The organism is Virgibacillus carmonensis (assembly GCF_057836705.1).
This window is the reverse complement of record NZ_JBYQFJ010000002.1, coordinates 176665-189579: the sequence shown is the minus strand read 5'-3', so window position 1 is coordinate 189579 and position 12915 is coordinate 176665. Positions and strand designations below refer to the sequence as shown.

Sequence of the window (12915 nt, the reverse complement as noted above, 5' to 3'; positions counted from 1 at the left end):
TTACTTTAGACGGAGCGGATGAAAATATGTTTGATTATTTAGCGAGCTTAGATCCTATTATTTTGGCTTTATTGGCAACATTGTTTACATGGGGAATGACGGCGCTTGGGGCTGCACTTGTTTTTACTCAAAAAAATATGAATCAGAAATTCCTGGACAGTATGCTTGGTTTTGCCGGTGGAGTAATGATTGCAGCAAGCTTCTGGTCCTTACTTTCCCCTGCGTTAGAGATGGCTGAAGGTGGACCGGTACCAATTTGGGTTCCCGCTGCTATTGGTTTTATGCTTGGTGGACTTTTCCTTTGGGGCGTGGATAAAATTCTGCCCCATTTACATCCAGGGCAGAAAATGGACAATGCGGAAGGAATCAATCCAAAAAAGAAAAAAAGAAGTACATTACTTGTTTTGGCAATCACGTTGCATAATATTCCAGAGGGTCTTGCAATTGGTGTTGCCTTTGGTGCAGTTGCAGCGGGGTTTGAAACTGCATCTATTGCAAGCGCAATGGCACTCGCAATAGGGATTGGTATTCAGAACTTTCCAGAGGGTGTTGCAGTAGCGATGCCTTTAAGACGTGATGGGATGTCACGGAGAAAAAGCTTTATGTATGGGCAGTTTTCTGGATTGGTGGAGCCAATATCAGCTGTAATTGGTGTGCTTGCGGTTACATTTATTGAACCAATGCTCCCGTATGCATTAAGTTTTGCAGCTGGCGCCATGATTTTCGTGGTTGTAGAAGAAGTAATCCCAAGCTCCCATGAAGAGGGCAACAAAGATTTGGCATCCTTAACACTTATGGTGGGATTCACTGTTATGATGATTTTGGATGTTGCCCTGGGATAGGGGGAGAGATTAAAAGATATTAAATATACCAAGTGCGATTAAAAACAAAGGTGGCAGCAATGTCACCTTTTGCATGGATTTATTCTTTGATAAGAAAATGCCTGCATGAATACCGCTGTAAACAAATAATCCACTCATCAATGCAATTAATATGGAAGTTACAATTGGTGAGTAACCAAGCATAGCTGCTCCGATTCCTGCCCCAAATGCATCGAGCGCTAAAGCAGAACCTAACAATAGAGCTTCAGCTGCAGAAATCGAACCAGAATGGTCTAAATCCGCGTGTTGCGGTTTGGTTAGAACACTTCTGTATTTTTCCAATCTGCTGGCCTCAAGTATTTTATTTTGATTCTTCATGAAGGTTTGATCACTAATTTTGGTGCGTACCACATTTAGTAGACAATAAAAGCCAATTGCAATTAAAATTGCCCCACCAAGTCCCTCCGCTATCACTGGTTCAATGAACGTCCTGAGGTATGTTCCAACTGTCATGGAAACCAATACAATAATTCCAGAACAGAGCATAATGATAATTAATGCAAAAAATGGGACGCGAATTTTCCTCATACCATAGGTAACTCCTACACCAAAACCATCTAAACTAACTGCAATAATCAGAAGAAATAATCCCATATAAAAAAACATTCTGTATCAGTCCCTTGTATTTGTTTTAGAATATTGTATGGAAATCACGATTTGATGTGATAGGTTTTTTGGGTATCAAGAACTGTTATAGACAGCCTTTTATGATAAAGTAAGAATAGATGTTTTTTTACAGAAAGGATTTTTCACATGAGTAAAACGGTTGTATTAGCAGAGAAACCATCTGTTGGACGTGATATCGCACGTGTCCTGAATTGTACCAAAAAAGGAAATGGCTATATGGAAGGGAATTCTTATATTGTTACCTGGGCCCTTGGCCATTTAGTTACACTCGCAGATCCAGAACTATATGATGATAAATATAAAACATGGAAGCTTGATGATTTACCAATGCTTCCACCACACTTAAAGCTTGTTGTGATGAAAAAAACTGCTCAACAGTTTAATACAGTAAAAACGCAGCTTAATCGTAACGATGTACGCGAGATTGTTATCGCGACAGATGCTGGACGTGAAGGTGAACTTGTTGCCAGATGGATTTTGGAAAAAGCACGCGTGAAAAAACCTGTGAAGCGGTTATGGATTTCATCTGTAACAGATAAGGCGATTAAAGATGGGTTCAAACAGCTAAAACCCGGTGATCGTTATAAGAACTTATATGATGCAGCAGTCGCGCGCTCAGAAGCGGATTGGTATGTTGGGTTGAATGCGACTCGTGCACTGACAACAAAACATAATGCCCAGTTGTCAGGAGGGCGCGTTCAGACGCCGACACTTGCTATGATTCAAGCACGTGAAAATGAGATCAAGGCATTTAAGCCACAGCAGTTTTATGGTATCCAGGCGGTTACGGATAAAGGAGTAAAATTCACTTGGGTAGACGTGAAAAATAATAGCCGCATGTTTGCTAAAGACAAGGCTGACGCGATTTTGCAGAAAGTAAAGAACAAAAATGCAACAATTGTCTCGGTTGAAAAGACACATAAGAAAAAGTTTGCGGCTCAATTATATGATTTAACCGAACTACAACGTGACGCAAACCGTATTTTTAATTTTTCCGGAAAACAAACATTGTCAATCATGCAAAAATTGTATGAGCGACATAAAGCATTAACCTATCCACGAACCGATTCACGGGTAATTTCAACGGATATTGTCCCGACATTGAAGGACCGCGTGAAAGCATGTGGTATTGATCAATATGCTAGATTTGCAAACAATGTGCTGAAACGTCAATTTAATCTTACCAAAACTGTCGTCGATAATGAGAAAGTTTCGGATCATCATGCTATCATTCCCACCGAACAATCGGTTGTTTTGGAGGATTTAGATGACAAGGAACGAAAGATTTACGATTTAGTTGTGAAGCGGTTCCTTGCTGTTTTGTCTGACCCGCACGAATATGAGCAGACATCAGTAGAAGCGAAGATTGGTGAAGAGAGGTTCACTGCAAAAGGTAAACGTGTGATCAAACAAGGCTGGAAAGAAATCTATGATAATCGGTTTGACGATGAAGAAGAAGCAGACCAAACATTGCCAAAACTATCGAAGGATGAGACTTTTGATAAACTAAGGGTTTCCCAAACGAACGGCGAAACAAAGCCACCAGAGCGTTTTACGGAAGGTGGGTTATTGCAAGCCATGGAAAATCCAGTTCGGTATATGAGTTCTGAAGAGAAGCATTTGGCGGGGAGTATAACGAAAACAGGTGGTCTCGGAACTGTGGCAACACGTGCAGATATTATTGAGAAGCTTTTTAACGGGCAGTATATGGATAAAAAAGGGAAACACCTATTTTTAACCTCAAAAGGTAAACAGTTACTAGACCTAGTGCCAGAAGATTTACGCTCACCAGCACTCACTGCTCAGTGGGAGCAAAAGCTTGGTCTGATCGCCGATGGTAAGTTAAAAAAAGATGCATTTATTGCCGAAATGAAGGGCTATACAAAAGAAGTTGTGCAAAAAGTAAAAGGCACAGACGCGTCATTCAAGCATGATAATATGACAGGAACCAAATGCCCGGATTGTGGCAAGTTGATGCTTGAAATTGATAATAAGAATGGAAGAATGCTTGTTTGTCAGGATCGCTCTTGCGGACATAAAAAGAACATTGCCAAACGGACTAATGCAAGGTGCCCAAATTGTCATAAGCGGCTTGAGTTACGTGGAGAAGGCGAAGGACAGATGTTCACGTGTAAATGCGGCCACCGTGAAAAATTGTCTACTTTTAATAAACGTAAACAGCAAGAGAAAAAGCATAAAGTTTCTAAGAAAGATGTTAATAAATATTTGAAGAAAAATGATGATGATGGGTTTAAGAACAATGCATTAGCCGATGCGTTGGCAAAGTTGAAGAAATAGAGTTACTTAGAAGATTTCCCGCTATTAAAATGCGGGAAATCTTTTTTTGATTGCTTAGGAAATTATAAATTTGGAACACTGTGGATAAGTGAGGTACATCATCAGTCACGTCCAGCTTCAGCGCCCATTGCCTAGCGCCTTTCCGGCACCTCCTTACGATAACAGTTCCGACATTAGTCGAACGTCCCTAATCGCTTACGCTTTTCGTGTTTCCTTTATCCCATGCGGGTCCGTCCAGTCATACGGCAACAAGGCGCCCTAAGCTTTTCTAATGAAAAAATTTATATTATATTTTTCAAACTTTCAGATATTCAGTATAGTTGCTATTATGATATTATTAGCAATGTAACCTGCATTAAATAAAAAGATAATGGAGAATATCATGAAACGCCTTCTTAATGTGTCATTACAGGTAAAAATTTTAGGACTAATCATATCGTTGATTCTACTTATAGTAGGGTTGATAACTACGACTTTTGTTATTTTGGAATCCAATGAAGATATAAGTAAAGCTGAGAGTATTGCACTTCAAACAGCTAAAACCTTATCTTATATGCCTGTTGTTCAAAGGGCAATTATTAACAACAATCAATCAAAAGAGGTGCAGTCAATTGCTGACCATGTGGCAGAAGAGGTAAATGTATCAGCTATTATCATTGAAAACAGGGATGGCGATCTTTTGACCAATGTGCCAACTAATATCTATGATCAGTTATCCAGTGGTAAAAAGAAGTATCGCGCACTGGTATTTGGAAGTGCATATGCAACTAATGCAGGCGAGGGTGCGGATGCTCTTTTACTAGGTATTGCACCCATACAAATTGATTATGGATTATACGGAAAAGTTGAAGGAACTGTAACAGTAGTTTACAAAATGAAAGCAATAATGAATGATATCGCAACCGATACAAAGAAAATTTTAATTATATCATTTGGAGTACTCCTAGCCGGTATATTTGGCGGTGTCATGCTTACGAAAAGTATACGAAAGGATACGTTTGGGCTGGAACCAATTGAGATTGCATCCTTGTACAGAGAGAGAAGTGCTATCATACAATCGATCAAAGAAGGAATAGTGGCGATTGACTCGAATGAAAACTTTACAATGATGAACAATTCTGCGAAACAACTTCTAGATATTAAAACAAATGTAAAAGGAAAATCACTGGTTGAAGTATTCCATTCAGCCCGTTTGATTCATGTTTTACAATCTCGTTATGAAAATAGTAACGTGGAGCTTGAACACAATGGGAAAACTATAATTGTAAGTTCTCAGCCGATAGTAGAGGGAACACAAAAGATTGGAACAGTTGCTAGTTTTAGAGACAAAACTGAAATTCAAAAGATGGTAAATACACTCTCTGAAGTAAAGCAATACTCGGAGGATTTAAGAGCACAGACACATGAATTTACCAATAAATTATATGTATTACTCGGACTTATTCAGCTTGGTAAATACGACGAAGCGATGGAATTTATAAAGATAGAGTCGAGGTTTCAAGAAGTACATGCTGACATAATTTTTAATCATATTAAAGATGAAAAGATTCAAGCTATTTTATTAGGGAAGTTAGCAAAAGCATCTGAGAATAGAACTGAATTCATTATTAATCCGGATAGTTCATTATCTAAATTGCCGGAGCGGTTTGAATTGTTACCACTGCTCATTATTATTAGTAACTTGATTGATAATGCTTTTGATGCTGTTTCCAAGGTTAAGACAGGAAGAATATCATTTTTTACAACTGATATTGGCAATGACATCATTTTTGAGATAGCGGACAATGGTCAGGGTATTCATGAAAAGGCTATACCATATCTCTTTGAAAAAGGATTCTCTGAAAAAGGAAAAAACAGGGGATATGGTTTATCCAACGTAAAAGAAGAGATAGAGAGTTTAGGTGGTTCAATTGAACTTCATACTTCAAGTAATGAAGGGACTATTTTTACGGTATTCCTTCCGAAAAATTTGAATAAGATAAGCTTGGACAAAGGGGGATGAAGGTCAGGATGATTAATGTAGTAATTGCAGAGGATGACTTTCGAGTTGCTCAAATTCACGAGGCATTTTTAGAAAAAGTAAGTGGGGTACGTCTGGTAGGAAAGGCTATCAATGCATTCGAAACATTGGAGTTGTTAGGAAACCATTCAGTGGATCTATTATTACTTGATGTTTATATGCCTGATCAGCTAGGTACAGATCTTTTGCATAAAATCAGATTGGATTATCATGGACTAGATATAATTATGATAACTGCTTCAAATGATAAGGCATTTTTAGAAAAGGCTTTAGAATATGGGGTATTTCAATACCTTATAAAACCAGTTCAATTGGAACAATTTAAACAAGCATTAGGGCAGTACAAAAAAAAGAATCGATTTATGGAATCGACAGTGGAGGTAAATGAAGAGGTACTTGAACAATTATTTGGAAATCGTGCAAAAGAGAAAGCCCAAAGTTTGCCCCCTGGTATAGATTCCTTAACTTTAGGAAAAGTAATCGAGTTAATCCAAGCAAACGCTGAAGGGCTCACATCCGAAAATGTAGGCCAGAAAATGGGAGCTTCACGCACCACCGCAAGGCGATATTTAGAATATTTAGTAGGAGTGGGTCATGTGCGAGCGGAAAGTGTTTATGGAATTGTTGGTCGGCCAGAGCGAAGGTATTATGTAAATGAAAAATAAATATAAATGTATGTCACAAAAGCCGGGCGGATGCTCGGTTTTAGTATTTTTAAATTAATCATGAACTTTATGAACAAAAGTGTTTTTAAATTTTTAAAAAACAGTATTTTGGAAACGTTTACATAATTAATCGCTACGGAGTAAGATATGGTTATCAGATTTCAATACTTTATGGTTTTGGATGACGGAATCTTTAAAAAATGGAAGGATGGATTTGTATGAAGAAGATTATGGTTTTATTTTTATTTTTGGTATTACTATTAGCTGCATGTTCTAATTCGGAGTCAGCATCTGGTGGGAAAGAGTTTCCATCAAAAAACATTGAAGTAATAGCACCAGCATCACCAGGTGGTGGATGGGATTTAACCGCTCGTTCTATTCAAAAGGTATTAACAGATAATGAACTAGTTGATCAAAATATTAATGTAATCAACAAACCTGGTGGTGGAGGAGAAGTAGGTTGGAAGTATTTACAATCTAAAGACGCTCATCATCTAGCAATTAATTCTAGTTTAGTGCTAACAAATAATTTATTAGGGTCAAGTGAGCTTAGCTATAAAGACTTTACTCCTATTGCTATTTTAGCAACAGAATGGCAATCGTTAGCTGTTCCAGCAGATTCAAAGTATGAGAGTTTAGAAGACTTAATGACACAATTAAAGAAGGATCCGAGCTCCATTAAAGTGGGTGTAGGACCTGCATTAGGAAATGATGACCATTTGTCCTTTGTACAAGCAGCTCGCGAGTACGGTGTAGATCCGACACAAGTCGACTTTCTTGTTTATGAAGGTGGTGGGGATGTTGTAACCGCACTTTTAGGAAATCATGTTGATGTTGTTACGACATCACTTTCTGAAGTGAAAGATCAGCATTTAGCAGGTAAGGTCAATATTTTAGCTGTTTCCTCAGGTGAGAGGTTAGATGATATAAAAGAAGTGCCTACCTATAAAGAACAAGGTGTAAACATGGAATTCCCACATTGGAGAGGAGTCATGGGACCGCCAGACATGAGTGAAGAGGAAATTGCTTTTTGGGATAAAAAGCTTGGAAAAATGGTTGAGTCTGATTTATGGGCAGAAGTACTGGAAAACAATGATTGGGAAGACTTTTATAAAGATAGTAAGGAAGCAAAGCAATTTTTAGATGAGCAAGCTGAATTGTATGATGGATTAGTTAACGATTCAGGGTTGGCGGAATAGTTTCCGAACTTCTTATATGGAGAGGAGTATATTATGAAGGCATTTAAAATTGGCATGCCAGCATTTCTGATTATATTAAGTATTGTTTCATTTATTGGAGCTATAAACTTGCCCAAGGCTAATTTAGGTAATCCATATGGACCGTTATACTTTCCGGTTGGAATCAGTATTCTTTTGTTCCTATTTAGCATTGGTTATTTAGTTCAGGAGCTGAAGCATTTAAATAAAGAGAATGAAAAAATTACGGAAATGTTTACTGGTCGAACGCCAAAATTAATTGGAATGACAATTATATTAGGAATAGGGTACACGTTGATTTTTGAATCGATAGGTTTTCTGATTGCAACTGTTCTTTTTCTTGGAGCACTACTATTTGTAGTAAATGGAATAAGAAAGTGGAAAACAAATATAATTGTTGCATTAGTATTTTCATTTATTTCGTGGTATGCCTTCAGTGAGTTGCTTGGTGTTAGTTTACCGTAGGAGGTTAAAAAATGGGAATGGAAACATTTATGGAAGGTTTGATGACCTCTTTAGAACCAATAAATATCATGTGGATTATTATTGGTGGTTTTTTAGGGACAATTGTTGGAATGTTACCAGGATTAGGGCCAGCAACAGCTGTTGCTATCCTAATTCCTGTAACGTTTGGAATGGAACCAGTCAGTGCATTAATTCTGATGGCTGCCATTTACTATGGGGCGATGTATGGGGGATCGAGAAGCTCCATTTTGTTAAATACCCCAGGTGATGGTTCTGCTATTGCAGCTACTTTTGATGGATACCCAATGGCTCAAAAAGGCCAAGCTGGTCAGGCGATGGCAATTTCCGCAGTTGCTTCATTCATTGGAGGAATCATTGCTGTTATAGGGTTTATTCTATTAGCCAAACCCCTAGCAGATTTTGCACTGAAATTTGGACCAGCAGAATATTTTTTGTTAATGCTTCTGACATTATCTGCAATCGTATCTTTATCAATGGGTAAGATGGTCAAAGGTTTTTTAGCGATGCTACTTGGATTGTTGTTAAGTACTGTTGGAATCGATACACAAAGTGGTGTTTACCGATTTACATTCGGTATACCACATTTAAGTGAAGGAATTGACTTTTTAATCGTTATCATTGGAATTTATGCTATTGGCGAAGTTCTGTATAACTTTTTGACAATTGATAGGTTGAAGAAAGAAAAGAAAGAAGTTGGAAAGATTTGGTTTAGTAAGGAACAGTGGAGGCGCTCTAAATGGCCTATTCTACGAAGTGGGCCACTTGGATTTATTATTGGTGTTTTACCAGGAGCGGGTGGTTCCATTGCATCCATGATAAGTTATACCACGGAAAAGCAAATCTCAAAAAAACCAGATGAATTTGGTGAAGGTGCAGTCGAAGGATTAGCTGCACCGGAGTCTGCGAACAATGCTGCTTCTGTTGGTGCGATGATCCCGCTTTTAACAATGGGTATTCCGGGATCAGGAACCACAGCAGTTATGCTCGGTGCATTAATCATGTTGGGAATTAGGCCTGGTCCTTTGTTATTTGAGAATAATCCAGAAATGGTTTGGACCTTGGTTAATAGTATGTTTATCGGGAATATTGCACTGGTCATTATTAATATTCTTTTAGTTGGCCTCCTGGTTAAAATACTTGATACACCTGCAAAAGTTTTATATCCAATCATTTTATTGCTTGCTTTTATTGGTACGTATACATTGAGCTACAGTGCAATTGATTTTTTCTTGTTACTAATTTTTGGATACTTTGGATTACTTATGAAGGTAATGGATTTCCCTATAGCACCACTAGTATTAGCAATAATCGTTGGTGCAGATATGGAACAAAATTTTCGCATGGCAGTATTGTCGTCAAATGGTAGTTTTGGTGTCTTCTTTGAAACTCCAATTGCTATTGGTTTAATAATAGTCACTACACTTTCATTATTTTATCCATTACTAGTCCGTACGATCCAAAAAAGAAAATTAAGTAAATCCTAATACAGTATTTTTTTGAAGTTGGAAAGGGAGAGTTATATTGGCAAATATAAACGAGCTTTTATCTTATTATGACATCGTAGTTGTAGGCGCAGGAAATGCTGCACTTTGTGCGGCGATTGCTGGTACGGAAGAAGGGGGAAAGGTGCTTGTTCTTGAACGTGCACCAAAAGAAAAAAGAGGCGGAAATTCCTATTTTACAGATGGAGCAATACGAACTGCGTATGATAACTTTAACAATATTAGAAAGGTTATACCCGAATTAACTGATGAGGAAGCAGAAGAAATAGTTATGCCTGAATATAACAAGGAAGACTATTACAATGATTTAATGCGCGTAACAGAAGGTAAAAGCGATCCAGATTTAGCAAAACAATTAGTAGAGAAATCCTTAGAGACAATTGTTTGGATGAAGGAACAAGGCGTAGAATTTGAGCTAAATGCAGGAAACCAGTCTTTTGTTAAGGAGGACGGAAAGAGACACTTTTGGGGTGGATTACCACTTAAGACAAAGAATAAGGGGATAGGTTTAATGGGATCCCTATACCAGCGTATAGATGAACTTGGAATTGATATTTGTTATGATGCACGCGCCATTAAATTAGTTACTGAAAGCGACCAAGTTACAGGTATCGTACTAGAAAATGGAAATGTTAAAGTCATAGTAAATACTAGTAGTGTTGTATTGGCGAGTGGTAGCTTTGAAGCAAATAAAGAGATGCGAAAAAAATATATGGGTAAAGAATGGGAATCTGCTATTGTCAGAGGAACGGAGTATAATACTGGAGATGGTTTGGAAATTGGACTTGCGGCAGGAGCTCAAAAGTTTGGTGAATGGGGCGGTTGTCATTCCATTGGAACAGATTATCATGCTCCTAAAGTTGGGGATTTCAATCAACCTGGGGATATATTTAAAAAGCATTCCTATCCATTAAGTATTATGTTAAACAAAGATGGACTACGATTTGTTGATGAGGGTGCAGATTTCAGAAATTATACTTATGCCAAATATGGTAAGGAAATATTAAAACAACCAGAGCATGTGGCTTATCAAATTTATGATGCTAACGTTAGACCGCTGCTAAGAGATGAATATAATCTTAAAGAGGCGACTTACTTCCAAGCAGACACATTATATGAATTGGTGGATCAATTAGCTGTGGACAAAGAGAAGTTCCTAAGCACAATCCAGGAGTATAACGATGCCGTTCAAGAAGGAGAATTTAACCCTGCAGTAAAGGACGGGAAACGCACCATGGGCATTAATCCAGCAAAAACAAACTGGGCTATAAAAGTAGAAGAAGGCCCATTTTATGCATTTCCTGTAACTTGTGGCATTACCTTTTCATTTGGCGGTCTTCATGTAGACACGCAAGGCAATGTATTAAACAAAGATGATAATCAAATCGACGGACTATTTGCTGCAGGTGAAATGGTAGGAGGTATTTTCTATGGCAACTATCCTGGTGGATCAGGATTAATGTCTGGTGCCGTTTATGGAAAAATAGCTGGTACTTCCGCTGGTAAATATAGTCGGCAAGCACGAAAAAAAATTAATAACTAAAGTAGTTCCATGAGGATTAATTTAAAAAGTCACCTACGCACTTCGGTGGCTTTTTCTTTGATAGCAAAGAAAGTATAAAATTTTGGCGATTATCTGTCTAGTTCCAGCGCCTAGACACGACAAGATAAGCAGTTCGCTTACGCGCGGGCAAAGCACTCACACTGCACCGCTCTGCTTATGCTTGTCGTGTCTTTCAAGGCGCTTGCACTTTTCTTAATAGTGTAGAAACTTCTGTTAGGCAATAAGGCTTTTGAAGGAAGTTGTCTAGTAAAGGAGTACTTAAATGAAAAAAAAAATTTTGATTATAATAGCCACTTTACTATATTTGCTGTTTATACCTGATTATTTCCATTTTGATATAAAAGTTAAGGCATTAGTAACCTTAGTAATTATTCAAATTTTATGGATTGGAAGAGTTTTTCCATTAGCCCATAGTTCTATCCTATTAATACTAATACTATCTTTCCACTTTTTTAGTTATCAGGAAACGCTCGCGTACTTTGGTTCCGAAATCGTTTGGTTACTATTTTCAACTTTTATTATTTCACACGCTTTCATCAAAACTGGATTAGCAAGTAGACTCTCTTTAATGATGCTAAAGTTATCCAAGGGTTCCGGAAAGGCTTTAATCCTTCTATCCTATTTGCTTATGTTTGTTTTATCTATTATGATTCCATCTAATGTCGGTAAAGGAAGTTTAGTAACATCTGTTTTTGACAGCTTATTAAAAAGTTTAAAGCAGATAAAAAGTGTACATAACCTAGCCAAATCACTGTTTATTGGGATTGCATACCTTACAGCAATTTCAGGAGCATTTGTAGCGACTGGAGCAAGTTCCACTATATATGCATATGGAATACTAGATGACTTTTCAACGAATCTAAATTATATTAGCTGGATTATATACTTTGCGCCTCCTATTATTTTATTTGCAGTCATTCTATGGGGGGTATTTCTACTAATATTTCCACCAGAAAACGTTGACAAAAAGGTACTTATAGATTTACTGGATGATCAAATTAATAAATTGGGTAAAATCAGTCCGGCTGAAAAGAAAGTTATTATTATAATTGGTTTGACTTTACTGTTATGGAGCACACAGCAATTTCATCATATTTCCATACCTTTAATTGGACTCTTAGGGGCCACATTAACATTTACTCCTTTCATCGGTGTTTGGAAATGGGATGATGCAAAAAAGTCAATTGACTGGGATATGATATTGTTTTTTGCTTCTACGATAATGGTTTCAGGGATGCTAATAAAAACCGGTACAATTGAAATGATTGCTGACATACTAGTGGAAACTATTCCACTGGAATCATCATTCGTTGTATTATTAATCTTAGTGTGTTGCACAGCATTATTACGAGTTATCTTTGTAAATATTTTAGGATTTCTAACGATTGTTCTGCCGTTGGCTATTACAATTGGAGAATCACTACCTGGCTTATCACCATTACTGGTGACGATGGCAGTCTTTCTGGCGGGAATTCCTGGGTTTCTATTAATTACACAGTCTCCCGTTCATTTGATTACCTATTCGTATAAATACTTTACTGAAAAAGATCTCTTTAAAATTGGTAGTATTTCAATCGTGGTATGGATAGTTATTATACTAGTGACAACAAATACGTATTGGAAACTTATATAAAAATTTATTCTATTGGCTTGCT

At 37.4% G+C, this 12915-nt stretch carries 10 protein-coding genes; 9 read left to right on the top strand and 1 reads right to left on the bottom strand.

Translation table 11 applies throughout. From position 1 onward, the window contains the following. Positions 1–26: 26 nt before the first annotated feature. Positions 27–842 carry a ZIP family metal transporter gene (locus tag AC3G7N_RS02205; RefSeq protein WP_489420591.1) on the top strand — a complete coding sequence of 272 codons (816 nt, stop codon included), beginning with the start codon at positions 27–29 and terminating at the stop codon, positions 840–842. A 9-nt stretch (positions 843–851) separates the two neighbouring features. Here AC3G7N_RS02205 and ytaF read toward each other — a convergent pair whose 3' ends face one another. Beyond that, entirely contained in the window at positions 852–1475 is a 624-nt protein-coding gene (gene ytaF, locus AC3G7N_RS02200; protein WP_489420501.1) for a sporulation membrane protein YtaF, read from the bottom strand. A gap of 159 nt (positions 1476–1634) precedes the next feature. Here ytaF and AC3G7N_RS02195 point away from each other — a divergent pair, with 159 nt between their 5' ends. From AC3G7N_RS02195 to AC3G7N_RS02160, 8 genes are all read left to right on the top strand, one after another. Then, positions 1635–3806 (top strand): DNA topoisomerase III, encoded by a 2172-nt coding sequence (locus tag AC3G7N_RS02195; RefSeq protein WP_489420500.1) that lies wholly within the window; start codon positions 1635–1637, stop codon positions 3804–3806. Between the two features lie 382 nt (positions 3807–4188). Further along, the gene (locus tag AC3G7N_RS02190; protein ID WP_489420499.1) at positions 4189–5808 is read left to right on the top strand and encodes an ATP-binding protein; all 1620 of its coding nucleotides are present in this window, start codon (positions 4189–4191) and stop codon (positions 5806–5808) included. Between the two features lie 8 nt (positions 5809–5816). After that, positions 5817–6491, top strand: coding sequence for a response regulator (locus tag AC3G7N_RS02185; RefSeq protein WP_489420498.1), 675 nt, complete (start codon positions 5817–5819; stop codon positions 6489–6491). Positions 6492–6709: 218 nt separating this feature from the next. Then, positions 6710–7690: a tripartite tricarboxylate transporter substrate binding protein gene (locus AC3G7N_RS02180; RefSeq protein ID WP_489420497.1), complete on the top strand. Its 981-nt coding sequence runs from the start codon at positions 6710–6712 to the stop codon at positions 7688–7690. Between the two features lie 33 nt (positions 7691–7723). Next, positions 7724–8173 carry a tripartite tricarboxylate transporter TctB family protein gene (locus AC3G7N_RS02175; protein WP_489420496.1) on the top strand — a complete coding sequence of 150 codons (450 nt, stop codon included), beginning with the start codon at positions 7724–7726 and terminating at the stop codon, positions 8171–8173. Positions 8174–8184: 11 nt separating this feature from the next. Further along, entirely contained in the window at positions 8185–9678 is a 1494-nt protein-coding gene (locus AC3G7N_RS02170) for a tripartite tricarboxylate transporter permease (protein WP_489420495.1), read from the top strand. Between the two features lie 37 nt (positions 9679–9715). After that, entirely contained in the window at positions 9716–11239 is a 1524-nt protein-coding gene (gene tcuA, locus AC3G7N_RS02165) for an FAD-dependent tricarballylate dehydrogenase TcuA (protein WP_489420494.1), read from the top strand. Between the two features lie 283 nt (positions 11240–11522). Further along, a complete protein-coding gene (locus tag AC3G7N_RS02160; protein WP_489420493.1) occupies positions 11523–12893 on the top strand; it encodes an SLC13 family permease in 1371 nt (456 codons plus the stop codon). Positions 12894–12915 lie beyond the last annotated feature (22 nt).

What these genes read in the sequence shown, in the direction of transcription:
- AC3G7N_RS02175 (WP_489420496.1), top strand. Translation starts at nt 7,724, where the DNA reads ATGAAGGCATTTAAAATTGGCATGCCAGCATTTCTGATTATATTAAGT.
- AC3G7N_RS02180 (WP_489420497.1), top strand. Translation starts at nt 6,710, where the DNA reads ATGAAGAAGATTATGGTTTTATTTTTATTTTTGGTATTACTATTAGCT.
- AC3G7N_RS02160 (WP_489420493.1), top strand. Translation starts at nt 11,523, where the DNA reads ATGAAAAAAAAAATTTTGATTATAATAGCCACTTTACTATATTTGCTG.
- AC3G7N_RS02205 (WP_489420591.1), top strand. Translation starts at nt 27, where the DNA reads ATGTTTGATTATTTAGCGAGCTTAGATCCTATTATTTTGGCTTTATTG.
- AC3G7N_RS02170 (WP_489420495.1), top strand. Translation starts at nt 8,185, where the DNA reads ATGGGAATGGAAACATTTATGGAAGGTTTGATGACCTCTTTAGAACCA.
- AC3G7N_RS02190 (WP_489420499.1), top strand. Translation starts at nt 4,189, where the DNA reads ATGAAACGCCTTCTTAATGTGTCATTACAGGTAAAAATTTTAGGACTA.
- AC3G7N_RS02195 (WP_489420500.1), top strand. Translation starts at nt 1,635, where the DNA reads ATGAGTAAAACGGTTGTATTAGCAGAGAAACCATCTGTTGGACGTGAT.
- AC3G7N_RS02185 (WP_489420498.1), top strand. Translation starts at nt 5,817, where the DNA reads ATGATTAATGTAGTAATTGCAGAGGATGACTTTCGAGTTGCTCAAATT.
- ytaF (WP_489420501.1), bottom strand. Translation starts at nt 1,475, where the DNA reads ATGGGATTATTTCTTCTGATTATTGCAGTTAGTTTAGATGGTTTTGGT.